This is a genomic window from Achromobacter sp. RT286_PF, assembly GCF_059760425.1.
In genome coordinates, this window is sequence record NZ_JCBAMR010000020.1 from 53467 (window position 1) to 79746 (window position 26280).

Consider the following 26280-nt stretch of genomic DNA (forward strand, 5'->3'; position numbering starts at 1 on the left):
TGAAAGGCAAAGCGCTTTTCATAATCTTCCTATAGCCCTGCCCCGGCGATGTGGCCGACCATGTCGGCATCTCGCGTCCCGGGGGGGCTATCGTGACTCATCTGTGCGACCTGCGCTTTACCTTTGGCGTCGTTGGCGGCTTGGATTTCGAGCTTGTCGAGTTCACGTTTGACGAGGCGCTTTCCGAACCGTTTCGCCTGGAGCTGGAACTGGCCAGCGCCGATGCGTCGATCGACTTTGCCCGAATCCTGGATCAACCCGCGCTGCTGACCATTTGGCGCGACGATGCCCCGTTGCGGTACATCCACGGCGTCGTGTCCCGTTTCGAACAAGGCACGACCGGCTTTCGCCGCACGCGCTACCGCGCCACCGTGGAACCGCAGCTGGCCCGCGCGGGCCTGTGTTCCGATTGGCGCATCTTCCAGCACCTGTCCGTGCCCGAGATTCTGCAAAGCGTCCTGAAAGAGCACGGCATCCTTGATTACGAGCAGACGATCACGCACGAGCACCTGACACGTGAATACTGCGTGCAGGCCGGCGACACGGACCTGCACTTTGTTGAACGTCTGGCCCGAGAAGAAGGATTCTTCTACACCTTTCACCACCACGCCAAGGGTCACCGGCTGATACACAGCGACCGCCTGCACATACACGGCCGTATCGACGGGGATCCCGTGCTTTATCAACCGGCACCCGGGGGTGACCAAACTGAACCCGCGCTGCGCCGGTTCTCTTATGCCGAACAGGTCCGTACCGCCCGGCAAACCCAGCGCGACTACACCTACACCCATCCGCGATACGCCCAGGAACACAGTCACGACGGCAGCGACCTGCAACATCAGCACGCCCATTACGAACGCTACGACTACCCCGGTCGCTACAAGCGCGACGAAGCGGGCAAACCCTACACAGAAAACCGGTTGCGCGGCCTGCGGCGTGACGCGCGCGTCGCAACTGTCGAGGGCGACGACCCTCGCCTGGAGCCAGGACTTTCGTTCGAACTGGTCGGCCATCCGCGCAACGACTTGAACCAAGGCTGGCGTCCGATACGCATGCGCCATCATGGCGTCCAGCACACCAGCCAACAAGAAGACGGCGCCGATGCGCAACGCGGCACGCAATACCGCTACACCGCGGAACTCGTGTCAAAGCACGCCGAATGGCGAGCCGAACCGTTGCCCAAGCCTCGGATCGACGGGCCGCAGGTCGCCACGGTGACGGGCCCCGCGGGCGAGGAGATCTATTGCGACAACTACGGACGGGTCAAGGTGCAATTCCCCTGGGACCGCCTGGGCAAACATGACGAGCACAGCTCATGCTGGATCCGGGTATCGCAAAACTGGGCGGGCGCCACGTGGGGTCACATGGCAATACCCAGGATCGGACAGGAAGTCATCGTGAACTATCTGGACGGCGATGCGGACCAGCCGGTCATCACCGGCAGAACGCACATGGCGCTGCAGCTGCCGCCGTATGAGCTGCCCCGCCACAAGACACGCATGACGATCAAGAGCCAGACCCACAAGGGCCAGGGCTACAACGAACTGCGATTTGAAGATGAGCGGGACCAAGAAGAGATATACGTCCACGCGCAGAAGGACCAGAACATTCACGTCAACCACGACGAGAACACGTTTGTCGGCCATGACCGCAGCGAAAAAGTGGAAAACGACGAAACCATCGTGATCGGCCATGACCGCGAGGAAACGGTGGGCAACGATGAACGCGCCGACATTGGCCGGGATCGCCGGCACCGGATCGGCCAGGACGAGGTGCTGGAAGTCGTACGGGACCACAGCATCATCACTGGCAAGGACCGAACAGACGAAGTGGGGAACAATCGTCGCGACAAGACGTTCGCCCATCACTGGATTGAAACCGGCGGTCACGTCGAACACCGGATTCAAGGGCATCACCGCATCGAAGCCGGACAGGCGATTGAACGCGCCACCACCGTCTACCGCCTTCAAACCCGCGAGCGGATCGTATTGCAAAGCCCCGGTGGCTCGATCACGCTTGATGAAGGCGGCATCACGCTGGACGGTGTCGCCGTCAATATCAAGGGCCCGCTTAATCAGCGAGGCTCGGGCGCGGGCGTCGCGCTCAACATTGACGGCACGCCAAACGCCGACGAACCCATCTGCCTAAGCTGCTGGCTCAAGGCGGCGAAAGAGCGCACCGCGCTGATGAAGGTGAGCCCATGATTCCGTCCCAACTGCAACGGGCTCTGGCGGAAGACATACACGGCGCTCCGCCCGGGCAAGCGCGTTATTCGATGGTGTTGATCGATATGGCCGCGTTATCCGACGCGCAACGCGACAAGGTCCAGCGCGCCATGGCTGGCAAGCTCCATCCGCTGTTGCTGGACCCTGAGTTCGCGATCTTACGGCCGCTGGGCGCGATGCTGGCTGGCCCGGGCGAAGGCGGTCTTTCTTCGCTGAACGGTTTGGTATCAATAGCGAGCCCCTACGACACCGACATCGCCCAAGCCTGGATCACCAGCACCCTCAGTCCGGCCGACCTGGCCGTCCATTTAAGCCAGGCCAGTTTCGCGGTGGATCAAAACGGCGAACGTTACCTGCTGCGCTTCTACGACCCGTTGATCACCCCCGTTTTGCACAGGCAAGCCGACGCTGCCTGGGTAGACGGCGTGTTTGCACCCATCATTTCATGGTGGTTTACCGGTGCCGATCTCAAGCATCCGCAATGGCACCGCATTCCGGGCGGTGCAAATGCCCAATGCCGTCCGCCCACGCCCCTGGTGTTGACGGAGGCGCTGTGGACGGCCCTGGCGGCGAATCCGCTTGAGCACCGCTTGCTTGACGCGCTCGAACGAGCCTCGGCCGACCTGTTCTCTTCCCCGTGCCGCGGGGTGCGTTTGGCGCATATTCGGACCCATCTTGCGTCGGCCCATCAGATCGGGCTGCGCCGCCATGACGATTTGATCGCCTTCGTATTCACGGCCTTGTCGCGGCCGGCCGCCAGCCTTCAGGCCGACCGCGCATGGCAGCAGGCGCTGCAGCATGCCGTCGCTGGCGGAACACCCCTAGCCGTCGCCACCTCGATCCCTACTCCGCGCAACAGGACTTCCCGATGACGATGCCGACCCTTGAATCCCTGGTGCCGGAAATTCTCCGCATCGCTGATCAGACGCGCTGCGACGCGGGCCCCAGCGCCGTGGTCGCGTGCAAGAGCGAAGTCGCCATCTTGCCCCTGCGCTATGCCGTTGTGACCGACGCCGGCCCGGGCCTGGATACCTTGGCGCCTGCGCTACCGCCCCACCTTGTCGCCGATTTTCCGCCGCTACAGGGCAAGCACGCGCGCTATGCCGTACGCACGATGCGCAGAGGCTATCTGTACCTGTTCACGAAGCGCTACACGAAGGACTGGTTCTGCGAAAGTGCCTATCGCACCTATGACACCGGTCTGTTCAAGCGTGTCTTTCCCTATGCGCCCCAGCATCACGCTCTTGAGCCGATCCATGAACCCACAGCCCGTGTGCACGATCTGCACGGCCCGGCCGAAAGCGGCCCCGGTGCCTGGACCGTGTGCCTGAAAGCCCCCGAAGACATCGAAGAACTTCGCGCGCTGTTCACGCCCGATCCCTTGACCAAGCGCATGCTGGACTTGATATCCAGCAGCCCGCTACGCAATCAACTACAGAACTTCGATATCCGCAAGCTGCTGATGTCGTGCTCGCGTACGCCGGACGTGCTGGACCCCAGCATCATCGACGACACGCTGGCGGACGCCATCGCGCAAGATCAGCCTGACACCGCGTCCGTCCTGGCAGGCCAGCTTTATTCCGATCCCGAGAACCGCTACGCGCGCCAAATCGTCGCCATGGATCTGAAGGAAAGCGCACGCCGTGCTCGCGGCTTTGGCATCGTGCTGCACGACGCCATCGGGATCACGCAGCAGCTCAATAGCTGGCGCAACGACGCCTATGAAGCCGTGCAGCGGCACTTGGACAAGAAGGACGGCAAAGGCGTCGAGAACCAGCGCAAGGTCTTGGTGGCCCAGGCATTTCTCGACGTCAAGCAGCAGTTCGAAACCCGCTCGGCGGCGCTGGAAGCCCAACATTTCATCGACATTGAGCGAGCCAGGGTTTACGACCCCGGCATGGCGGTGGGCCGCAACTGGGTCTTGAACGACGACGAGCGTGAACGCTGGGACAGCGAGGCAGACCAATACATCACCCAGTTCGAAGACACGATGCGCGCCAAGGTCCAGGCGAAGCTGGACAGCGGTGAGTACCGGCGCAGGTTCGACAGCAAATATCTGTCTCCGGCAAAACCGGGGCAGGCGGTGCGCGTGGCAGACATGGACGTGGAGTTAACGACGTTCGACGCCGTGTCGGCGGCCGCCGAAAACGTCGGTGCCAAGCGCGCCAAGGATCACGAACGCTGGCTCACCAGCGAACAACTGCTGAGCGCGCTGGACGTCTACGACGACCGGGATCTGACAAGCGGCTGGCGCTTCGCGGGCCAGACGGGCTTGTGCGTGCTGGGCGCGGACGGGTGCGCGAGCACGGCGGATCTGATCGAACAATGGTGGACGGGAAACCCGACCGACCGCGCCAACCTGGCGATGCGCGGCTTTGCGCTGAACCAAACAGAGATTCAGGCGGAATTGCAACGCACGCTGGACGCAGCACGCCTTCAAGCGCAAACCCAGGCGCGTGATCCTATTCTGTCTAACGACAGGATGATCCAGCAGGTTCAGGCCGGGTTCGTCGCCGTTCAACATCTGGCTGATCTATTCGACAAGGCGAACGGATTGTTCGAAGCCTTGTCGGCGGCTGGCGAAACAAACCTGGCGGGTGGCGCCCTGGCCTGGTACTCCAGCCTGGGCCGCCAATCCCTGCGCTACGGCTCGACCGGCAAGGAATGGGCCTTCCATGGCATCACCCGAAGCTGGCTGGCGGCCAGCGTCAGCAAGCGGGCCACGAACTTGCGTATCGACGAACTGACCAAACTAGGGCGTAGCGCGGATCCCAAGCAGTTGCGCGCACAGATTGGCCGGAACACCAGATTCGCATTTGCCACCGAACTTGTGGACGCCCATCGCAGCGACTTTTACAAGCTGCGCGCCAGCAGTTGGTTGCTGTTCTTTGAAGCGGCGTTGATTGCAATGCGGGTGCGGGATATGCCGGACGATGAACGCGGCGCGGGGGAGTTGATCGCCCATGGGCTGCTTGCGGGTGCTGCGGGTACGGAAATACTGGCGGCCGGAACGGAGTTGGTATTGCAGCATTACAGCGCCGCCAGCGTCACCGGAACGGGAGCGACGGTCTTTTTGGGGCAGCTGAAGCTGGTCGGTGGCGCGTTGGCGGCGGTGGGTGGGGTGGTGTTGATGGGGTATGACTGGAAGGACGCAGACAAATCACGGCAAGAAGCAAAAAAAAGGTTGACGTCTGCGTACTACCTCAGATTTGCCGCGGCCTTTGCGATGGTGGGCAGCCAATCCAGCATTGCCTTCGCCGCCGCCGGTCCGATGCTGAAGACCCTGGCAGAGCGAGGAGGAAAATCATACGCGTTGACCTCGCTCCTTCTCGTGGCGGCAAGGGCTTCCTCATTCCTGGGAAGGCCCGCCATGCTCGCACTATTGCGTAGTCTGCTTCTGCGCAGCACGCTGATTGGGATTGCCGCCACCTTGGCTATAGCCGTTTTTGATGACGACGCGCTAGAAAAATGGTGCAAGCGCTCTACCTATCGCGGCGTCGAGTACCAAGGCAACAGCCCGCACAACGCACTAGAGAATGAGTTAGCCGATTTGTACAGCGCCTTGCTGGAGATAATCTGATGTACCTGATGGAATGGATTTTGTGGCTTTCCGTCATCAAATCCGATGCCTGGCTGCAGGAACAGGCGGATGAGAATCCGAACGACCTTGCCAGCAGGCCTTTGGAACCGGTTTATGAGGATCTACTCGTCGCGGAATATGCACGATTGCGTGCCGCGCGATCTGACCACGCCGAATCCAGAAGCCCGGTATATGCCTGCGACAATACCATCCTCGAGATGCGTTGCGGCGCTATGGAAGAAAAGCGGGGATTCATCACATTAATATCAGCATTCTTCTCGCTGCCGACGATCGCGGGCATCGACCTCATGTGCTTGTCATTTTCGCTATCGACATGGGAAACCTGGGATTTCGACGACACGATTCTTCTGATCATTTTATTGATCGGTAGCCTCGGTGCACCCTACGTCTACTTCAAATACCTCTTCCGCTTCACCCGCCTGGAATCCCTTACGTCCCGCCACCTGCTCATCCGATTCAACCGCATCACCCGCCAGGTCTACCTGCACCGCCCACCCAGTTGCGGCGGTATCGCCGTACTGCCTTGGGACGACATCCATCACGATGCAGTCCCCGGCGTGAACCTTGTCGTTGGCTGGTACCCGCCCTATTCCCCGCTGCCTTTTCCCAACATGGTTTTCGTCGGCAAGAAAAGCGTCAGCGAATTCGATATGAAAGCCGAATGGGAGTACATCCGCCGCTACATGGATGAAGGCGGTCTGGATGCGGTATCCCCGCCGCGCCTGAGTTCGCACCTGCCTTTGCCTTGGCCCGCCTTCGCGGCGCAGTTTGAGGCGTTGGGTCCGTACCTGCGTCACAGCGGCCCACTGACGTGGCTTGGAATGCTATTGATATCTCCGGCCCTGCTGGTTATCGGCCTCGGGCATTGGGTGTCGCTCATATTGTGCTGGCGTCCGCGTTGGCCAAAGATCATTCGGGAAGCCGGCTTGCCCGGCAAGCCGACCCCGCCGTTGACCACCATCGACGACTACCCGCCGAAGGTTCGTGCGGCGCTGCTGGAAAACGCACATCGATGGGTCGTGCGACCGGGTTCGCCGCCACCACGACCCAAGCGATTTTCCTTCAAGGGAAGCTGGGAGAACCGCAAGCGCTGACTGCCAGTCGCTTGCCGCTAACGACCAGCAGCCGACGTTGACGCGGCCCCATGAGTGCCCATAAACGCCCCTATCAACGCCCCGTCAACGCCCCATCAACGCCAGATCAACGACTGAGCAACGACTGAGCAACGACTGAGCAACGACTGAGCAACGCCCCATCACCTCCCCTGCAACGCCAAATATTCCTTCAACGTCCCCACCAACGCCGCCGCCGCTGGCGACAGACTGCGGTTGCGTGACGTGACCAGGCCAATCGACCTTTCCGCCACCGGCCCGATCAGCGGGCGTTGCACGATCCCTGTCTGCGACACCGCGCCGGCGGCGATCTCGGGCAGGGCCGCCACGCCGAAACCGCATTCCACCATCGCCACGATGGTCGTCAGGTGTTCGGCTTCGAACGCCGGCGTGAAGCGGATGCGGTTTTGCAGGAAGGCCCATTCCGTGTATTGCCGCACGCTGCTGGGCTGCACCATCGATACGTGCGCGGCGATGGCGGTGTCGGCCCAGCGCAGCGGGCCACTTGATCTTGCCAAGGCGTGCGACTCGGGAATCAGCAGCAAAAAGCTGTCGGACATCAGCGGCACGTAGTGCAGGTCGGCGTGCTGGGGGTCGGCGGCGGTCAGCGCGAAGTCCACCTCGCCTGCGCGCACAAGGTCGAACGCGGGGCCGGACAAGGTGTCGCGCACCTTCAGGGCGACGTTGGGGTGTTCCTGTCGATACGCCATCAGCACGCGCGGCAGCAGGCGCGCGGCCAGCGACGGCAAGGCGGCGACCGACACCTGGCCCTGCTCGGCGCTGGTGACGCCGCTGACGGCGGCAATGGCGTCGCGGAACGCAACCTGCAAGGTGGCGGCCTGCTGCATGAAGACCTCGCCCGCCGCCGTCAGCCGCACCGTGCGCGTCGTGCGGTCGAACAGCCTTACGCCCAGCGCTTCTTCAATGCGTTGTATCTGCGTGGACAGCGCCGACTGCGACAGATGCAGTTGCGCCGCCGCCTGCCGGAAGTTCAGCGTGCGGCCCAGCACTAGCGTGGTATCGATGTCGCGCATCGAAAGATTGATCTGCATGTCCCCAAAACCTCGGTTTGTATTGATCTGGTTTATCGATCATTCTATCCAAAAAATCTGATTCATCTATCAAACCGGCTTCTCTACACTCGCCCCCAACGACGATGCAATAACAGGAGCAAACCATGCAGACGGACGCAACTGCGCTGCCCAACCCGGGCGCGGCGCATGCAGTGGTGGTGGGTGGCGGCACGATGGGCGCGGACGTGGCGGTGGTGCTGACGCGCGCCGCCTGCCGCACCACCGTGATCGAATCGAACGCCGAACGCGCGGCGGGCCTGCCCGCGCGCGTGGCCGAAAACCTGAAAACGATCGGGCGCGAGGCCAACGCCCCGCTGCTGGCCACGGCTGCCAGCCTGGATGACGTGGACTGGTCCACCGTGGACCTGGTGATCGAGTGCATACCCGAACGGCTGGACATCAAGCAGGCGCTGTTTGCCGACCTGGCGCGGCGCGCGCGCCCGGACGCCATCCTGGCCAGCAACAGCTCCAGCTTTCCGATCAGCGCCATCAGCCAAGGCCTGGACACGCGTGGCCGCATGTTGGGCCTGCATTTCTTCATGCCCGCGCACCTGGTGCCGCTGGTGGAAGTGGTGCTGGGCGAGGCCAGCGATAACGCCTGCGCCGATTCGTTGATTGCGTTCATGCGCCGTTGCGGCAGCGTGCCGGTCAAGGTCAAGCAAGACCTGCCCGGCTTTCTGGCCAACCGCTTGCAGCACGCGCTGTCGCGCGAGGCGTTTGACCTGATCGACCGCGGCATCGCGTCGCCGGAAGATGTGGACGCCGCCGTGCGCTTCGGTTTCGGCTTTCGCTTCCTGGCGGCCGGCCCCGTCATGCAGCGCGATCACGCCGGCATCGACGTACACGCAGCCGCCGGCGCCACGATGTACCCCACGTTCTGCAACGCCGACCACCCCGCGCGCTGCCTGACCGAACGCGCCGCCGATGGCCGCCACGGCATGAAGGCGGGCGAAGGCTTCTACGCCTGGACGCCCGAAACCATTGCCGCCGAGCGTGCCCGCTACGACCGTTTGCTGCGCGCCGGCCTAGACCTCATCAACCCGGAACTGCCGGAGATCCAGCCTTGAACACCCCTGCCTTGCCGCGCGCCGCGCTGGCCGAATCCCCCGTCATCATCACCGTGGCGCCCAACGGCGCCTACAAGAAAGCCGCCGACCATCCGGCCGTGCCGCTGACCGCCGACGACCTGGCGCGCGAAGCACGCGCCTGCCTGGATGCCGGCGCGGGCATGATGCACATGCACGTCCGCAAGCCGGACGGCAGCCATCTGCTGGACGCCACCGCCTATCGCGACGCCCTGGCCGCCGTGGAACGCGCGGTGGGTCGCGAGTTGCTGGTGCAGGTCACCAGTGAAGCCGCCGGCGTGTACAAGGCGGCCGAGCAGATTGCGTTGGTGCGCGAACTGCAACCCGAAGCCGTATCGATCGGGCTGCGCGAAATCGCCGTGCCGGACATTCCCGAAGCCGAGCTTGCGGCGTTTCTGGCGTGGCTGGCCGAGCGCCGCATCATGACGCAGATCATCCTGTACGACGAAGGCGACGTGCGGCGCTGGTTGTCGTTGCGCGCGCGCGGGTTGGTGCCGCCCGGCGCGTGGTCGGTGCTGTTTGTGCTGGGCCGCTACAGCGCCGGGCAGACCTCGTCGGCGTATGACCTGCTGCCATTTCTGGGCACGTACGATCAGTCCTTGCCCTGGGCGGTGTGCGCGTTTGGCCCCGAGGAAAATGCCTGCGTCACAACGGCGGCGGCGTTTGGCGGCCACATGCGCGTGGGCTTTGAAAACAATTTGAAGCTGCGCGACGGCGGCATCGCGCCGGACAACGCCGCGCTGGTGCGTCAGGCAGCAGACGGCGCACGCGCGCTGGGCCGCCCGATCGCCACCGCCGCCGACGCGCGCCGCATCTACGGGGCCATTGCCTGAACCCGTAGACGTATCCCCGCCGCTGCCGGATTGTGGATGGCGGATCGCGTGCCTGATGCCTCGCCGGATCAATCCGGCCAGCGCGTCCGGCACGCTTTTTTTATCGCCCGGCAATCGCGCGTGCGTCGCCGCGCCATTGCCGCGTTCTCGCCTGCCCCCGCCGCGATAGCGCCGCGCCGGGCTTGCTTATTGCAGCGCCGCAAAAGTGTTTCGCCGTCATGCAACATTGACGCAATGTAAAAGCACTGCTAAAAACTTCGACATCCGCACGTTCAATGCAATACCCCAACTTTTCAAGTGAGGTGGTGTGTGCAAAACGAGTCTTATGGCTACACCAAGCCTCAGGAGCTGCGAAGTTTTCTGTTCCTGACGGCTGTCATGGCCCCCGTCCTTACGGTCATCATCGTGGCGGGCTACGGGTTCATCGTCTGGTTCTATCAGCTGATCGCCGGCCCCCCGGGCAGCTGATGCCACGCGACGGAAACCCCTCCATGTCCGCGTTCCCCCCCAATGCGCCGCCCCCGGCGCCGCCCGAGCTGCACATCGCCAGTCTGGTTGTGCATGCCCTGCCCCACCGCTTGCCCGACGTGCGCGCCGCCATCCTGGCGATAGCGGGCTCGGACATCCACGGCGCGTCCGACACCGGCAAGCTGGTCGTCACGCTGGAAGCGCCCACCACCGACGACATGATGGCGCGGATCTCCGAGATCCAGCGCCTGGATGGCGTACTGGCTTCGGCGCTGGTCTACCAGCATGCCGACACGCTGGCCGCGATGAACGAGGAGATTGGCGATGTCCATGGCTCGTAGAGATTTCATCAAGCAATCCGCCGCCGCAGCCGCGGCCACCGTGGCGGGCATTCCCATCGTCGGCATGACGCAAAACATCGTGACCGAATCCGAAGCGGCCAAGCTGAAATGGTCGAAGGCGCCCTGTAGGTTCTGCGGGACCGGCTGCGGCGTGAACGTCGCGGTCAAGGACAACCAGGTCGTGGCCACGCACGGCGATTTCAATGCCGACGTGAACAAGGGGCTGAATTGCGTCAAGGGCTATTTTCTGTCGAAGATCATGTACGGCAACGACCGGCTGACCACGCCGCTGTTGCGCATGAAAGACGGCAAGTACGCCAAGGACGGCGAGTTTGCCCCCGTGTCCTGGGACCAGGCCTTTGACGTGATGGCCGAACAGTTCAAGCGCGTCCTGAAAGACAAGGGACCGACTGCGGTTGGCATGTTCGGCTCGGGCCAATGGACCATCTGGGAAGGCTATGCGGCACTCAAGCTCATGAAGGCGGGGTTCCGGTCCAACAACCTGGACCCGAACGCGCGCCACTGCATGGCGTCGGCGGCGGTGGGTTTCATGCGCACCTTCGGCGCCGACGAACCCATGGGCTGTTATGACGACATCGAGAACGCCGACGCCTTCGTGCTGTGGGGCTCGAACATGGCCGAGATGCACCCCATCTTGTGGACCCGCGTGACCGACCGCCGGCTGTCCGCGCCCAAGACGCGCGTGGTGGTGCTGTCCACCTTCGAGCATCGCTCGTACGAACTGGCCGACCTGACGCTGACCTTCACGCCGCAGACCGACCTGGCCATCCTGAATTACATCGCCAACTACATCATCCAGACCAAGCGGGTGAACCGCGATTTCGTCGACAAGCACACCGTATTTCACGAAGGCAATACCGACATCGGCTATGGCCTGCGCCCCGACCATCCCTTGCAAAAGGCGGCCAAGAACGCGGACAAGGCGGGGGGATCCAAGCCCATCACCTTCGATGAATTCGCCAAGTTCGTCTCGAAATACGACTTGGAATATACGTCCAAGCTGACCGGCGTCCCGCAAAAGCAATTGCAGGATCTGGCCGAACTGTACGCCGACCCGAAAATCCGCGTGACCTCGTTCTGGACGATGGGTTTCAACCAGCACACGCGCGGCGTCTGGGCCAACAACATGGCCTACAACATCCACCTGTTGACGGGTAAGATCTCGACGCCCGGCAACAGCCCGTTCTCGCTGACGGGCCAGCCGTCGGCCTGTGGCACGGCGCGCGAAGTGGGCACGTTTTCGCATCGGCTGCCGGCCGACCTGGTGGTGACCAACCCCAAGCATCGCGCCCACGCGGAAGAAATCTGGCAGTTGCCGGACGGCACCATCCCCGACAAGGTCGGCGCGCACGCGGTGTTGCAGAACCGCATGCTGAAGGACGGCACCATCAACGCCTACTGGGTGATGGTGAACAACAACATGCAGGCCGCCGCCAACCTGATGAACGAAGGGCTGCCCGGCTACCGCAACCCGGCCAACTTCATCGTGGTGTCGGACGCCTACCCCACGGTCACGACCATTTCGGCCGACCTGATCCTGCCCACCGCCATGTGGGTGGAAAAAGAAGGCGCCTACGGCAACGCCGAACGGCGCACGCAGTTCTGGCATCAACTGGTGAACGCGCCCGGCGATGCGCGTTCCGACCTGTGGCAGCTGATGGAGTTTTCCAAGCGCTTCAAGGTGGAAGAAGTCTGGCCGGCTGACCTGCTGGCCAAGAAGCCGGAGTATCGCGGCAAGACGCTGTTTGACGTGCTGTACGCCAACGGCAAAGTCAACAAATTTCCCAATAGCGAATTGAATGCGGAATATGAAAACCAGGAAGCCCGGGCATTCGGCTTCTATACGCAAAAGGGCTTGTTCGAGGAATATGCCGAGTTCGGCCGTGGCCATGGCCACGACCTGGCACCCTTCGACACCTACCACGAGGTGCGCGGTTTGCGCTGGCCGGTGGTCAACGGCAAAGAGACGCTGTGGCGCTACCGCGAAGGCAGCGACCCCTACGTGAAGGCGGGCGCGGGCTTTGAGTTCTACGGCCACCCGGACGGCCGCGCCATCATCTATGCCCTGCCTTACGAGCCGCCGCCTGAATCGCCGGACAAGGAATACCCGTTCTGGCTGTCTACCGGCCGCATCCTGGAACACTGGCATTCGGGGTCCATGACGCGGCGCGTGCCCGAGCTGTACCGTGCCTTTCCAAACGCGGTCTGTTTCATGCACCCGGACGACGCGCAGGCCATGGGATTACGGCGGGGCGTGGAAGTCGAAATCGAATCGCGCCGCGGCAAGATGCGCACCCGGCTGGAAACGCGCGGACGCAACAAGCCGCCGCGCGGCCTGGTGTTCGTGCCCTGGTTCGACGCCGGCCAGCTGATCAACAAGGTGACGCTGGACGCCACCGACCCGATCTCGTTCCAGACCGACTTCAAGAAGTGCGCGGTCCGGATCGTCAAGGTTTGACGGCCACGGGGAGACAGCCATGAACCACCGCGCCGCCGCCATCGCCATCGCCATCGCCCTAGTTGCGGGTGTGCTGTTGACTTGCGCCGCCCGCGCTGCCCCGCCGCTGGAGGTCGAAGACCCCATGCGGGGCCCCACGCCCATTGCCGACGAGACCGACCCGCCCTTGATCAGCCCCATCGAGAACAAGGACATCAAGCGGATGCGGACGTATTCGATGCAGCCGCCCACCATTCCGCACAAGATCGATGGCTATCAGATCGACAAAAACTACAACCGCTGCCTGTCCTGCCATGCTCGCGTGAACACCGAGGAAACCCAGGCGCCGCCGCTCAGCGTCACGCATTACATGGACCGCGACAGCAACGTGCTGGCCGAGGTGTCGCCGCGCCGGTATTTCTGTGTGCAATGCCACGTGCCGCAGGCCGAGGCCAAGCCGCTGGTGTCCAACACCTATGAGGACATCGACGTGATCCTCAAGCGCCTGACCGCCCCCGCCACAGGCAAGAAGTAACGGACAGGATGCCGCCATGGTCAAGCTTCTGAAGCGCTACTGGAACATCATCCGCCGCCCCAGCGTGCATTTCAGCCTGGGCTTTCTGACGATAGGCGGTTTCATCGGCGGCATCCTGTTCTGGGGCGCCTTCAACACCGCGATGGAGCTGACCAACACCGAAAAATTCTGCACCGGCTGCCATGAAATGCGCGACAACGTCTACGCGGAATTGAAGGGCACCATCCACTTCACCAACCGCTCCGGCGTGCGCGCGCTGTGTTCCGATTGCCACGTGCCGCACAACTGGACGGACAAGATCGCGCGCAAGATGCAGGCGTCCAAGGAAGTGTGGGGCAAGATCTTCGGCACCATCGACACGCGCGAAAAATTCGTGGACAAGCGGCTGGAACTGGCGCAGCACGAATGGGCACGCTTCAAGGCGAACGATTCGCTGGAATGCCGCAACTGCCACAACTACGAATACATGGACTTCACGCGCCAGAGCGTACGTGCGCAGAATATGCATTCCACGTATCTGGCGGACAAGTCCAAGACCTGTATCGACTGCCACAAGGGCATCGCGCACACGTTGCCGCATATCCCGCCGGCACAAACATCGAACGCAGCGCCGGCGGCCGGCGCAACGAAGGAAATCGCCAAGGCCGGGCCAGCCAAGGTGGAGCCCGCCAATGCGGCCCGCTGACGCGCCCGCGCCCCTGCTGGCCGCCAACGGCCTATGCTGCCCGCGCGGCGGTGTGCCGGGGCAAGGCGTGGGCCCGTTGCACTTTGATGTGCATGCCGGGCAGTTACTGCATCTGCGCGGCGCCAACGGCAGCGGCAAAAGCAGCGTGCTGCGCATGCTGGCCGGTTTGCTGCGGCCCATGGCCGGCTCGTTGCAGGCGCTGGGGCGGGATGTGTTCCGCGACCCGTCGTCGTACCACGCGCGCGTGGCGTATCTGGGCCACGCCAACGCGCTGTGCGGCGACCTGACCGCACTGGAAAATCTGCGCTACTGCCTGCATGTGGCGGGCGTGCCGCAAAGCGATGACGCCATCGCGGCAGGGCTGACGGCCTGGCGCCTGAACGCCTGCCTGCACACACTGGCGGCCCGTTTGTCGCAAGGCCAGGCGCGCCGGGTGGCGCTGGCCGGCGTCATGCTGGGCGGCAAGCCGTTGTGGCTGCTGGACGAGCCCGATGCGGGGCTGGACGCGGCCAGCCTCGAACAACTGTGGACCGAACTGAATGCGCACCTGGACGATGGCGGCGCGGCGGTGGTGGCCTGCCATCGGCAGCCCACCACCGCTTCCAATCGCTTGCAAACCCTGAACATGGATGACTACGCGGATGCTGGCTACGCTGTCTCAGTTGGTGTTGCGTGACATCCAGCTGGCCTGGCGGCGACCCGCCGACACGCTGGGCGCGACGTTGTTTTTCGTGGTTGCCGGATCGCTGTTTCCGCTGGCGGTCGGCCCCGACCCGGCGCTGCTGCGCGCCATCGGGCCGGGGGTGCTGTGGGTGTGCGCGCTGCTAGGCATCCTGCTAAGCCTGCATCGCCCGTTTTCGCAAGACCACGACACCGGCGCGCTGGAGCAGCTGCTGGTCTCGCCGCATCCGTTGCCGCTGCTGGTGGGCGTGAAGCTGGCGGCGCACTGGTTTAGCGGCTGCGTGCCGTTGATACTGGCCAGCCCCATCCTGGCATTGCAATTCGATCTGCCGCCGCAAGCCATCGGCGTGCTGGTGTTGTCCCTGCTGCTGGGCACGCCCACGCTGGCGTTGGTGGGCGGCCTGGGCGCGGCGCTGACGCTGGGCCTGCGCGGCGCTGCGCTGTTGCCCCTGCTGGTGTTGCCGCTGTATGTGCCGGTGCTGATATTCGGCGCGGGCGCGGTGTCTGCCACGCATGCCGGGTTGGGCGCGGGGCCGCAGCTATCGCTGCTGGGCGCATGCCTGTGCCTGGCGATTCTGCTTTGCCCCTGGAGCGCGTCCGCCGCGCTGCGCGTGGCGTTGGAATGAGGGACCCCATGCAGAAGCCACCTGTCTTCGATTCCGGTTCCATTGCAAGGGCGGACGCAAGCGCCGGCTATGGCTGGATGCGCTATGCCTCTGCCGCGCTGTTTTACCCACTGGCCGGTCGGCTGATTCCCTGGCTGGCGCTGGCCGCCGCATTGTTCGGCGCGGCGGGCTTGGTCGTGGGGCTGGTCATCGCGCCGCCGGACAGCCAACAGGGCGAGGTCTACCGCATTCTGTTCATACACGTGGCGGCCGCCTGGATGTCGATGTTCCTGTACCTGGTGATGGCGGCATATGCCACGCTGGGCCTGGTCTACAACACGCGCCTGTCCTTCATGATGATGCGCGCGCTGGCGCCCACCGGCGCGCTGTTCACGTTCCTGACCTTGTGGACCGGCGCGCTCTGGGGCAAGCCCACCTGGGGCGCGTGGTGGGTCTGGGACGCGCGGCTGACCTCCGAGCTGATTCTGCTATTTCTGTACCTGGGCTTCATCGCGCTGCAAGCGGCCACCGACGATGTGCGCCGGGCCGACCGCGGCGGCGCCATCCTGCTGCTGGCCGGCGTGGTCAACGTGCCGATCATCTATTTTTCGGTGCAATGGTGGAGCACCTTGCATCAGGGCGCATCTATCAGCCTGACCACCGCGCCCAGCATGGCGCGCATCATGGTGGCCGCCATGCTGCTGATGGTGGCGGCGTTCTGGCTGTACAGCGCGGCGGTGGCGCTGGCACGCGTGCGTGGCCTGATCGCGCAACGCGAACCGGGCGCCGTGCGCCCCAGCCGACCGGAGGCGCCATGAGCTGGGACGCGTTGTTCTCGCTGCAAGGCCATGGCCCTTATCTGCTGGGCGCCTACGGCGTGACGGCGGCGTTGATGGCGCTGGAGGTATTTTCGCTATGGCGCCGCGCGCGCAAGCGGTCCGGCATGCGCACGCCGCGCCAACAGTTCAGCCCGCCCCCATCGCGCGGTTTGTCCGACCCACCCGCTTCGTCGGGGCGCCCATGAGTCCGTCGAAGCCCCGGTCCATGAGTCCCGCACATGCGCCCGTCCATGAGGCCGTCCATGAAGCCCGTCCATGACCCCGCGTAAGCGCCGCGCATGGGCCATCGCGGGCGGCCTGGCGTTGTTGGCGATGGCCACGGCGCTAGTGTTGAACGCGCTGCAATCGAACCTGGTGTTCTTCTTCAGCCCCAGCCAGGTCGTGGCCAACGAGGCGCCACGCAGCGGCAGCTTTCGCGTGGGGGGTTTAGTCGAACAAGGCTCGGTGCGGCGGGAACCGGACGGCGTCACCTTACGCTTCATCGTGACCGACACCGCACACACCGTGCCCGTCACCTACCAGGGCCTGCTACCCGACTTGTTCCGCGAAGGCAAAGGCGTGGTGGTTGCCGGCAAGCTGGATGCCGACGGCGTGTTCCGCGCCACGCAGGTACTGGCCAAGCACGACGAAAACTACATGCCGCCGGAAGCCGCCGACGCGCTCAAGCGCGCGCGCAACGCCCCCAGTGGCGTCGATGGCGCCGATGGCAAGGCCGGCGGCACGCCGGGCAGCGCGGCCAACAACCTTGCCGCTGCCGGCCCCTTGCGCCCGGAGGCCCGATGATTCCCGAGATCGGCCTGTTCAGCCTGATCCTTGCCCTGCTGGTGGCGTTGGCGCAGGCGACGCTGCCACTGATCGGCGCGGCCACCGGCTGGCAGGCGGGGTTGCGCGTGGCACGCCCCGCCGCCGTGGGCCAGTTCTGCCTGACAACGCTGGCCTTCGGCAGCCTGGCGTGGTCGTTCGTCGATAACGATTTTTCGGTGTTGTATGTGGCGGGCAATTCGCATGCCGACCTGCCCGCGGCCTATCGCTTTGCCGCCGTGTGGGGCGGGCACGAGGGCTCGCTCCTGCTGTGGCTGTATCTGTTGTCTGCCTGGACGCTGGCGGTTGCCGTCTTCAGCCACCGCCTGCCCCTGCCCTTTACCGGCCGCGTGCTGGCGGTCATGGGCTGGATCAGCGTGGGCTTTCTGCTGTTCATGCTGTTCCTGTCCAACCCGTTCGAACGGTTAATGCCGCCCGCCATGGCCGGCCGCGACCTGAACCCGCTGCTGCAAGACCCCGGCATGATCGTGCACCCGCCGATGCTGTACATGGGCTACGTGGGTTTTTCCGTGGCCTTCGCCTTTGCCATCGCGGCGCTATTGTCCGGTGAGCTGGACGCGCTATGGGCGCGCTGGGTGCGGCCATGGACCTTGGCCGCGTGGACGTTCCTGACCGTGGGCATCCTGCTGGGCAGCGCATGGGCCTACTACGTGCTGGGCTGGGGGGGCTGGTGGTTCTGGGACCCCGTCGAAAACGCGTCGTTCATGCCCTGGCTGGCTGGCACTGCGCTGATCCATTCGCTGATCGTCACCGAGCGCCGGGGCGCATTTCGCAGCTGGACGGTGCTGCTGGCCATCTGCACGTTTTCACTCAGCATCCTGGGCACGTTCCTGGTCCGGTCGGGCGTGCTGACATCCGTGCATGCGTTTGCCGTGGACCCGGGACGCGGCCTGTACATCCTGGCCTTCATGACGGTGATCGTCGGCGGCTCGCTGGCGCTGTACGCGTGGCGCGCGCCGTCGGTGGGCCTGGGCGGCGGGTTTTCGTTGCTCTCGCGCGAATCCCTGTTGCTGTCCAACAATGTGGTGCTGACGGTGGCGGCGGGCGCGGTGCTGTTGGGCACGCTGTACCCCGTGGTGCTGGACGTATTGGACTGGGGCAAGATATCCATCGGCCCGCCCTACTTCGAAGCGGTGTTCGTGCCGCTGATGACGCCGGCGATCTTCTTGATGGGCGTGGGCCCGGTCGCGCGCTGGAAACAGGCCGAAGTGCCCGACCTGGCGCGCCGCCTGCGAGCGGCCTTCGCCGTCAGCGTCGCAACCGCCGTGGTTCTGCCGCTGGCCATGCCCGGGCCGGCGCGGCTGGGCTCGCCGCTGGTCATGCTTGGGCTGTGGCTGGCCGCCTGGTCAGTAGCCTCCTGCGGCGCGCACGCGTGGCAACGCTTGAACGACGGCGCCCACGGACAATGGCTGCGCCGCCTGGCTCGGCAGCCGCGATCCTGGTACGGCATGCTGCTGGCGCACGCGGGCATCGGCGTCTTCATCGCGGGCGTCACGTTGGCCAACGGCTATGAAGTCAAACACGAGATCCGCATGGACGTCGGCGCCACCCAGGAAGCGGGCGGCTACGCATTCAAGTTTGCCGGCATCGCGCCCGCCACCGGCCCCAACTACACCGCCCAGCGCGCCGAATTCATCGTCACGCGCGATGGCAAACCCGTGGTGACGCTGTATCCCGAAAAACGCCTGTACACCGTGCAGGACATGGCGCTAAGCCAGGCCGACATCGACACCGGCCCCACGCGCGACCTGTTCGTGGCGCTGGGCGAACCGGTGGACGATGCCGGCGGCAACACGGCCTGGACGGTGCGCATCCAGGTCAAGCCCTTCATGACGTGGATCTGGGCCGGGTGCCTGTTGATGGCGCTGGGCGGCTTGCTGGCGGCGGGCGACAAGCGCTATCGCCGGCAGCAGGAAGCCGTCGCACGCCAGAACCCGCCCGCCGTGGCACCGGCCCGGCGTCAAGCCCGGGAGGGCTATTGATGCGCTACGCGCTGCCGCTGGCTGTCTTCATGGCAATGGCCGTGTTCCTGGCGATGGGGCTGTCGCGAGACCCGCGCGCCGTGCCATCGGCGATGATCGACAAGCCCGCCCCCGCCATCAACCTGCCCGTGCTGCAATCGCCCGGCGAACGGCTGGACGTGCAAGCGCTGCGCGGGCAGGTGTGGCTGCTGAACGTGTGGGCATCCTGGTGCGCGCCGTGCCAGGAAGAAGTGCCCGTGCTGCGCGAGGCCGCCCGGCAATATGCCATTCCGCTGTACGGGCTGAACTACAAAGATCAGCCGGACGACGCCGCCGCCTGGCTGGCACGCAACGGCAACCCGTACGTCGCGTCGGCCAGCGACACGGACGGGCGCGTGGGCATTGAATATGGCGTGTACGGCGTGCCGGAGACCTTCGTGATCGACGGCGCGGGCCGCATCCGCCACAAGCATCTGGGCTTGATCACACCCGACATCTTTCGGTCGCGGATATTGCCGATCATCGAGGCGCTGAAATGAGACGGCGGCATAAACCCGGGATAGCAGGATTGACGGAGCTAAGGCCAACGCTGCCGTCGGAACCGGCGCGAACATCGACGGCCGTCTTGGCCTTCTTGCCGCCGTTCTTGCCGCCGTTCTTGGTGTCGTTCGTGATGCCACTCGTGATGTCACTCGTGATGCCAGTCTTGATGTCGCTCGTGATGTCATTCGCGTTGTCATTCGGCGCATCAGCTGTGCAGGCCGCTTCGCCGCCCGCCCCTGCCGCCCTGCCCGCGCTATCGCCCGCCGACCAGCAACGCGCCGACAAGCTGGCGCACGGGTTGCGCTGCCTGGTCTGCCAGAACCAGAGCCTGGCTGACTCCAACGCGCCGCTGGCGCATGACATGCGCAAGCTGATCCACGCACAACTGGCCGACGGCCGCAGCGACGCGCAAATCATGCGTTTCTTTGAAGACCGCTATGGCGACTTCGTGCGCTACGACCCGCCCTTCAAACCCATAACGTGGTTGCTGTGGCTGGGGCCGTTCGCCCTGCTGGCGTTGGGCTTCTGGGTGTTGCTGCGCACCCTGAAGCGGCGCGCCGTGGCGCGCGCGCCGCTGACGGCCGACGAGCGCGCACGCGCCGCGAACTTTCTGGACACCGGCCCATGACCACGCTCTGGATCGTCGTCGTGCTGCTGTTGCTGGCGACCTTGCTATGCCTCATCCCACCTCTGCTGCGCCGCGCGCCGTCCACCGCGCCCGCCGCTGACGAAAGCCTGCGCGCTTTCTATCTGGCGCAGCGCGAGCAATTGCAGCGCGACGTGCGCAGCGGCAGCCTGACGCCCCAGGCCAGGCTGCGCGCGGAAGAAGAATTGCAGCGAGAACTGCTGCAAGACCTGGCGGCCAGGCAGCCCCGCGTGGGACCGGCGGGCGGCCAGCGCGCCGCCTTGGCCGCCGCCTGCCTGTTGAGCGTGCTGGTGCCCGTGGCTGCCGTGTTGCTATACGGCAAGCTGGGCAATCCGCGCGCGGTGGCGGACATGACGGCCACGCGCGCAGCGCCCGCGCATGCCAACATGGCGCGCGGCAACGCGGCGAACGGTGTACAGAACGGTGTGGGGATCGACCCGTCGATTGGTTTGCAGAACGGTGCTGCGAGCGACCCGGCAATCGGTGCGGCGCCGAATAATCCGGCAGCCAATGACAACGACAGTGACAGCGCCAACGACATGGCCATGGCCATCAACGCCTTGGCCCGGCGGCTGCGCGCCGCCCCGGACGATGCCGACGGCTGGTACATGCTGGCGCGGTCCTACGAAACGCTGGGGCGCTATACGGACGCCGTGGCCGCGTATCGGCAGGTGTTGCGCCTGGTGCCGGGCCAACCCGTCGTCTTGGCGGACCTGGCCGACGCGTTGTTGTCCGCCAACCAGGGCAAGCCCGACGCCAACGCCATCGCGGCGGTGGCCGAGGCGCTGGCCAATGACCCGGACCAGCCCAAGGCGCTGGCGCTGGCCGGCATGATGGCGTTGCGTCGGGGCGACGCCGCCGAGGCGAAGGGCCATTGGCAGCGGCTGCAAGCGTTGCTGCCGGCGGACTCCGACGCCGCGCGCCAGATCCAGTCGAACATCGCGCAGGCACGCGCCATGACGGCCGGCGCATCGGTCTTGCCGACGACTGGCGTCAAAGACGGAGCACCGGTCATGCCGGCAACTGACGCCAAAGACAACGAACCGAGCATGCCGACCCGTGGCGCCCCAGGCGGCGAACCCGTCATGCCGGCCAGCGGCCTTCAGGCCGGCGCACCGTCGGCCAACAACGCAAGCGCTATTGGCAACGCCACGGCTACCCCCGCCCGTCTATCCGGCACGGCGCGCATCGCCGACGCGCTTCGCGATCAGGTGCAGCCTGGCGATACCGTCTTCATCCTGGCGCGCCCCGTCACGGGCTCGCGCATGCCGCTGGCCATCACGCAGTGGCGCGTCTCTGATCTGCCGCGCGTCTTTGTGCTGGATGACGGCAGCGCCATGTCGCCGGACGCAACGCTGTCCAAGGCCAGCCGCGTCCGCGTCGAGATCCGCGTCAGCCGCTCGGGCACGGCGGCGGCCCAACCCGGCGACCTGTCGGGCGTGCTGCCCGACGTGGACATCCGGGCCAGCGACCTGGAGCTGGTGGCAGACACCGTGGTGCGCTAACGCGCGCCTCAGACCCGCTCGATCCGCGCCGGCAAGCCTTGGCGCACGGCGGCGCCGGATACCCAGTCGATCCACACGTTGGCGTGCGCGCCACGCGTGGCGTCGCCAAAGCCCAGGTCGTTCAGGTTCACCCCCGCCGCCAGCGTCGCGTCGTGCGGCATGGGTTTGCCGTCAATGAGGTGCGCCCGCGCGCCCAGCTCGGTATGGCCGTATCCGTGTTCGATGCCGACGGCGCCCGGCTGGATGCCATCACGCAACAGCGCCAGCCCGCTCACCGCGCCGCCCGGCGTCACGATGCGCACCGCATCGCCGTTGCGGATGCCCAGCCGTTCGCCGTCCTGGCGGTTGATCGACACGGGGTTATGCGGATGCACCTGCCGAAGCCGGTTCACGCCGATCGACATCGAGCTCATCAGATTCGACTTGAACGAAGTCAGCAAGAACGGCCAATCCTGCGCGGGATACTCGGCGCGCACGTCGCGGCCATCCGCCAGGCGCGGCGGATACCACGTGGGACAGCCGCTATAGCGCTCGCCCGTCATGGCGTGGCGGAACCCGGCAAGGTCTTCGCTCCATACGTGCAGCGGCTTGGCGTACGCGGCGCGCGTCTGCCGGCCCGAACCGCTTTGCACCCAGGCGTCGTCCATCTTGTCGAAACGCCCGCCCCGGCTCATCAGCATCGCCACCTGCCGCCACTCGCCCGGTTTCAGCTTGCGTTGCAGCAGGTCGCGATAGCGTTCCACCCCGGTCAAGGCCATGTCTTCGTCGGTGGCCTCGGGCACGGCGCGTCCGCCCGCGAACGCGATGTTGGCCATGCCGCGCAAAAAGAAGTCCTCGGGCGTGTCCAGCGCATGCTTGCCGCCGTCCTTGTCCGTGATGGCGTTGGCGCCAAAGCCCGGCATGCCCAGGCGTTTGGCGCAGGCGATCAGGAACGTTTCCAGGCAGACCGGTTCATTGGTAGCGGTGCGCGCCACCAACGGCTGCACGGCCGGCCAGCGCACGGTGGACGCCTTGGCTACCACGTCGGCCCACGGCGCCGACACGCCCCAGCTTTCATAGGTAACGGTGTCGGGCACGATGTAGTCGGCCAGCGCGTTGGTCTCGTTGATGAACGGGTTGATCGACACCGACAGCGGCAGAATGCGGGGGTCCTTCATCTTGTCGGCCAGCAGGGACTTGAAGCCCGCGATGCCGTAGACCGGGTTGCTCATGTGGTTGAACCACACCTTGGCGCGATACGGGTACCCCGCCAGCGCGGAGGCCAGCATCTCGGAACTTAGCCCGCCGGTGGCCGGATACCACGGCGCCGATGCGGGATAGGCAGGCTGGCCCGCCGCCTTCTTGCGCGAGAATTCGCTGGATTTCTCGTAGGGAAAACGGTTGCGCGACAAGGCAACGCCCTTGGGCGTGGCGCGGTTGGCAAAGCCGGCGATGTTGTAGCGCGGGCCCGGGCCGTAAGGCGGGAACGGGCCGGCGTCCAGCACCAGGCCACCGTCCACGTTCAGGTTGCCCACCAGCGTGTTGAGCATGGCGATGGCGTAGGCGGTGTAGAAGCCGGCGCCGCTCATCGTGCCGCCATGCGCGTCGGCCACGGCGCGCTTGCCGTAGCTGGTGAAGCGCTGCGCCAGCTGGGCGATCTTTTCCGCCGGCACGCCGCACAGGTCGGCGTATTCATCCAGCGATTTGCGATGCGATTCCTCGCGCAGCAGGGTCAGCGACGAACAGACGCGCAGCGCATCCGGCGCGCCCGCCAGGCCCGGTGCAGCGATGCGTTCGTCCACGAACAGCGTCGCGGGCGATGCGTCCGTGTGCGGGGCCAGCGTGCCATCATCACGGCGCACCACGTACACGTCTTCCCACTTGTCGCCGGCGTCCGTGGGGCGCGGCCAGCCCATGTCCGCGCCTCGCAAAAAAGTGCCCAGGCGCGGGTGGCCGGGTTCGGCCACGACCAGATGCGTGGCGTTGGTCCAGGCGGCCTCGCCCGCCGCCTTCATGGCCTGCGGCCCGGGCTGCGCCAGCGCCTTGGCGTCAAAGCGTTCGTTGTCCAGAATCCAGCGGATCAGGCCCATGGCCAACGCCAGGTCGCTGGCGGGATTCACGGGCACCCATTCGTTGCCGGAACCGGCCGACAAGCTGGACGAGGCCGGCAATACCGGCGACACGACCACGTAGGTGAAGCTGTCGGCCTGAGGGCGCACGCGCGCCTCGGCCAACTGCCGGGCCTGGCGCTGGAACGGATTGCCGGCCTGCGCGGGCGCCGCCCCGATGAAGAGGCCGAAACGCGCGTTGTCCCAGTCCGGCTTGCCGTGCGGCATGCCCTTCAGGTCGCCCAATGCGGCGCCCGCGCCCACCCGAAAGCTCTGTCCGCAATACGACCCGTGATTACTGAAATTGACGGTGCCGAAAGACTGCGCGGCAAAGCGCTGGATCAGCGGCGTGCGGCCTTCGTTGGACGCATCCGTGAACAGGAATTGGTTGACGCGCGCGCCGTACTCGGGGTTTTCCGGGTCCAGCAGCGTGTCGCGGTCATAGATGGCGCGCAGCCCGTCAACGTGGCCTTCGCCGAACAGGTCGCCGCCTTCGCACACTTCCTGCACCAGCTGCTCGAACGAAATGCTTTGCCACTTTCCTTCCCCGCGCGCACCCACGCGCTTTAGCGGTTGCAGCACGCGGTACGGGCTGTGCATCTGTTCAAGCATGGCCGAGCCGCGCGCGCAGGATGTGGCGCGCCCTTCCAGGCCGTTGTCGCCGCCCAGCTGCGCGTAGACCTCGCGCACGGGCGCTTCCATGGCCGCCGGCCGCGTCGTGGCCAAGGGGTGGTATGGGTTGCCGGCCACACGCAGAATGCGGTTTTGCGCGGTGTCCACGCGCAGGCGCACGCCGCACTGCGTCCAGCAGCCCAGGCAGCTCGACGGGCTGACTGTCTGGCCCGGCTGGGCGCTCAAGACGCCGGTCAGCGGGTCGATGCGAAATTCGGGCGTCAACGAGTTGCCGCGCACCGCGTGCGCGGTCGGCACGCCGGCCGTGCCCTGCGCCAGGCCCTTGACGGCCCGCGCCACCGTTTCGCCGTAGCCGGCCGCAAAGGCCGCCATGCCACCGGCGACCATGCCGCCGCGCACCATCAGCTTGCGCCGGGCGGCGTCATCCGGCGTGTCCACGCCGGGCTTGTCGTCTTCGTGTTGTTTGCTCATTGCTTCGTGTTCCATTGCGGTCAGCCCGCCAAGCCGCGCTTGCGCGCCGGGTAGCTTTCCAGGGCCCAGGTCACCGCCGTGATCAGCGCCACGCACAGCCCCAGAACCCCAACCATGCCCAGCAGCCCATCGCTGCCCCACGGCATGTCGTACAGATACAGGCCCGCGCCATACTTGGGCACGCCCTGCACGCTCATGAAGACCACCCAGCGGAAGATCCAGGCGGCGCCCAGCATCATCAGCGCCAACGTGGCCGAGGGCAGCGGTGCGGCAAGCGCTTGGGCTGGCCGTTGCAACAACGCAATCATGCAAAGGCCCGTGATGACCGCGCCCGCCAGGCTGATGCGCCAGATGGGAAAGTCGGCGAACAGCCGCAACGCCGCGTCAAACGACGGGTCCGCGCCCAACAGGCCCAAGCCCGCCCAGGCGCCCGCGCCCACCGCCATCAAAATCACGGCGGACAAGCTCAGCCCGCGCAACGTCTCCACCGGCAAGGCCTTCATGCCGCCGGGCAACCAGCGGCCCACCAGGAACATGGCGCCCAACGCGCCCAGCCAGGCCGTCAACGCGAAGTTCACGGGCAGGAACGCCGTGTGCCACAGGGGCCGCGACCGCAGCACCATGACTTCGGCGCCGGTGTAGACCAGGATGGACGCGGCAGACAGCGCCAGTCCGACCGCCAACACGCGCAGCCAACCGATGCGCCCCCACCACCACGCCGCGCAAAACAGCACCGACAGGCCGACGAATACAGGCAGCAACAAGGCGCCCAGCCACATCCACGACCAGGGCGTCAGGTGCGCATAGAAGTGCCAGAATCGACCGGGCTGATGCAAGTCGGCCAGTAAAGAAACTGGCGCGGCGATGGCGCTGACCAGCAGCACGGCCACGGCGGCTGGCAACAGGCGGCGCAACGGCGAACCCGCCTGGCCGAAAGCGGCGAAGGCGGCGGTCAGCGCCGTGGTGGCCGCGATGCCGATTAGAAAGAAATACTGCACGGCCCAAGGCAGCCAGGCGGCGTCGTAAACCGGCGTGAGCAATTCCGAGATCTGCATGAAAGTCCCCTTTGAT

General features: G+C 65.4%; 23 protein-coding genes. 20 read left to right on the forward strand and 3 right to left on the reverse strand.

Annotation, left to right across the window (positions count from 1 at the left end):
• Nucleotides 1–50: 50 nt before the first annotated feature.
• The 4 genes from AC6LJY_RS16770 to AC6LJY_RS16785 are packed head-to-tail and all read left to right on the forward strand — an operon-like array spanning nt 51 to nt 6920.
• On the forward strand, nt 51–2204 hold the full coding sequence (locus tag AC6LJY_RS16770) for a type VI secretion system Vgr family protein (RefSeq protein ID WP_498136387.1): 2154 nt from the start codon (nt 51–53) through the stop codon (nt 2202–2204).
• Complete coding sequence (locus tag AC6LJY_RS16775) at nt 2201–3097, forward strand: DUF4123 domain-containing protein (protein WP_498136388.1); 897 nt, start codon at nt 2201–2203, stop codon at nt 3095–3097. The genes AC6LJY_RS16770 and AC6LJY_RS16775 overlap by 4 nt, the downstream gene beginning before the upstream one ends.
• Complete coding sequence (locus tag AC6LJY_RS16780) at nt 3094–5805, forward strand: T6SS effector BTH_I2691 family protein (protein ID WP_498136389.1); 2712 nt, start codon at nt 3094–3096, stop codon at nt 5803–5805. The genes AC6LJY_RS16775 and AC6LJY_RS16780 overlap by 4 nt, the downstream gene beginning before the upstream one ends.
• Entirely contained in the window at nt 5805–6920 is a 1116-nt protein-coding gene (locus AC6LJY_RS16785) for a hypothetical protein (protein WP_498136390.1), read from the forward strand. Before AC6LJY_RS16780 ends, AC6LJY_RS16785 begins: the two co-directional genes overlap by 1 nt.
• 161 nt (nt 6921–7081) lie before the next feature.
• Here AC6LJY_RS16785 and AC6LJY_RS16790 read toward each other — a convergent pair whose 3' ends face one another.
• A complete protein-coding gene (locus tag AC6LJY_RS16790; RefSeq protein WP_498136391.1) occupies nt 7082–7990 on the reverse strand; it encodes a LysR family transcriptional regulator in 909 nt (302 codons plus the stop codon).
• A 125-nt stretch (nt 7991–8115) separates the two neighbouring features.
• Here AC6LJY_RS16790 and AC6LJY_RS16795 point away from each other — a divergent pair, with 125 nt between their 5' ends.
• The 16 genes from AC6LJY_RS16795 to ccmI all read left to right on the forward strand — a co-directional run bounded on the left by AC6LJY_RS16795 (nt 8116) and on the right by ccmI (nt 22018).
• Nucleotides 8116–9078: a 3-hydroxyacyl-CoA dehydrogenase family protein gene (locus AC6LJY_RS16795; protein ID WP_314357095.1), complete on the forward strand. Its 963-nt coding sequence runs from the start codon at nt 8116–8118 to the stop codon at nt 9076–9078.
• Nucleotides 9075–9929: a beta-keto acid cleavage family enzyme gene (locus AC6LJY_RS16800; protein WP_498136392.1), complete on the forward strand. Its 855-nt coding sequence runs from the start codon at nt 9075–9077 to the stop codon at nt 9927–9929. Before AC6LJY_RS16795 ends, AC6LJY_RS16800 begins: the two co-directional genes overlap by 4 nt.
• Nucleotides 9930–10238: 309 nt before the next feature.
• Nucleotides 10239–10397 carry a periplasmic nitrate reductase, NapE protein gene (gene napE, locus AC6LJY_RS16805; RefSeq protein WP_498136393.1) on the forward strand — a complete coding sequence of 53 codons (159 nt, stop codon included), beginning with the start codon at nt 10239–10241 and terminating at the stop codon, nt 10395–10397.
• 23 nt (nt 10398–10420) lie between these two features.
• Complete coding sequence (locus AC6LJY_RS16810; protein ID WP_046804581.1) at nt 10421–10738, forward strand: chaperone NapD; 318 nt, start codon at nt 10421–10423, stop codon at nt 10736–10738.
• Nucleotides 10722–13217 (forward strand): periplasmic nitrate reductase subunit alpha, encoded by a 2496-nt coding sequence (gene napA, locus AC6LJY_RS16815; RefSeq protein ID WP_314357088.1) that lies wholly within the window; start codon nt 10722–10724, stop codon nt 13215–13217. Before AC6LJY_RS16810 ends, napA begins: the two co-directional genes overlap by 17 nt.
• Nucleotides 13218–13236: 19 nt before the next feature.
• The gene (locus tag AC6LJY_RS16820) at nt 13237–13731 is read left to right on the forward strand and encodes a nitrate reductase cytochrome c-type subunit (protein WP_104145341.1); all 495 of its coding nucleotides are present in this window, start codon (nt 13237–13239) and stop codon (nt 13729–13731) included.
• 16 nt (nt 13732–13747) lie between these two features.
• Complete coding sequence (locus AC6LJY_RS16825; protein WP_104145342.1) at nt 13748–14416, forward strand: cytochrome c3 family protein; 669 nt, start codon at nt 13748–13750, stop codon at nt 14414–14416.
• A complete protein-coding gene (gene ccmA / locus AC6LJY_RS16830) occupies nt 14403–15092 on the forward strand; it encodes a heme ABC exporter ATP-binding protein CcmA (protein ID WP_314357083.1) in 690 nt (229 codons plus the stop codon). Before AC6LJY_RS16825 ends, ccmA begins: the two co-directional genes overlap by 14 nt.
• On the forward strand, nt 15058–15723 hold the full coding sequence (ccmB, locus tag AC6LJY_RS16835; protein ID WP_104145344.1) for a heme exporter protein CcmB: 666 nt from the start codon (nt 15058–15060) through the stop codon (nt 15721–15723). Before ccmA ends, ccmB begins: the two co-directional genes overlap by 35 nt.
• 8 nt (nt 15724–15731) lie before the next feature.
• Nucleotides 15732–16520, forward strand: a complete 789-nt coding sequence (ccmC, locus tag AC6LJY_RS16840; RefSeq protein WP_413815386.1) for a heme ABC transporter permease CcmC — start codon at nt 15732–15734, stop codon at nt 16518–16520.
• On the forward strand, nt 16517–16726 hold the full coding sequence (gene ccmD, locus AC6LJY_RS16845; RefSeq protein WP_120154830.1) for a heme exporter protein CcmD: 210 nt from the start codon (nt 16517–16519) through the stop codon (nt 16724–16726). Before ccmC ends, ccmD begins: the two co-directional genes overlap by 4 nt.
• Nucleotides 16727–16796: 70 nt before the next feature.
• Nucleotides 16797–17324 carry a cytochrome c maturation protein CcmE gene (ccmE, locus tag AC6LJY_RS16850; RefSeq protein ID WP_314357080.1) on the forward strand — a complete coding sequence of 176 codons (528 nt, stop codon included), beginning with the start codon at nt 16797–16799 and terminating at the stop codon, nt 17322–17324.
• A complete protein-coding gene (locus AC6LJY_RS16855) occupies nt 17321–19345 on the forward strand; it encodes a heme lyase CcmF/NrfE family subunit (protein WP_104145346.1) in 2025 nt (674 codons plus the stop codon). Before ccmE ends, AC6LJY_RS16855 begins: the two co-directional genes overlap by 4 nt.
• On the forward strand, nt 19342–19863 hold the full coding sequence (locus AC6LJY_RS16860) for a DsbE family thiol:disulfide interchange protein (RefSeq protein ID WP_082134458.1): 522 nt from the start codon (nt 19342–19344) through the stop codon (nt 19861–19863). Before AC6LJY_RS16855 ends, AC6LJY_RS16860 begins: the two co-directional genes overlap by 4 nt.
• Before the next feature lie 182 nt (nt 19864–20045).
• Complete coding sequence (locus AC6LJY_RS16865; RefSeq protein WP_370512743.1) at nt 20046–20495, forward strand: cytochrome c-type biogenesis protein; 450 nt, start codon at nt 20046–20048, stop codon at nt 20493–20495.
• Nucleotides 20492–22018: a c-type cytochrome biogenesis protein CcmI gene (gene ccmI / locus AC6LJY_RS16870; protein WP_498136394.1), complete on the forward strand. Its 1527-nt coding sequence runs from the start codon at nt 20492–20494 to the stop codon at nt 22016–22018. The genes AC6LJY_RS16865 and ccmI overlap by 4 nt, the downstream gene beginning before the upstream one ends.
• A gap of 8 nt (nt 22019–22026) precedes the next feature.
• Here the strand turns inward: ccmI and AC6LJY_RS16875 are convergent, their stop codons facing one another.
• Both AC6LJY_RS16875 and nrfD read right to left on the reverse strand, forming a co-directional pair.
• A complete protein-coding gene (locus AC6LJY_RS16875) occupies nt 22027–25209 on the reverse strand; it encodes a tetrathionate reductase subunit A (RefSeq protein ID WP_498136395.1) in 3183 nt (1060 codons plus the stop codon).
• A gap of 20 nt (nt 25210–25229) precedes the next feature.
• Nucleotides 25230–26264 (reverse strand): NrfD/PsrC family molybdoenzyme membrane anchor subunit, encoded by a 1035-nt coding sequence (gene nrfD / locus AC6LJY_RS16880; RefSeq protein WP_046804568.1) that lies wholly within the window; start codon nt 26262–26264, stop codon nt 25230–25232.
• Nucleotides 26265–26280 lie beyond the last annotated feature (16 nt).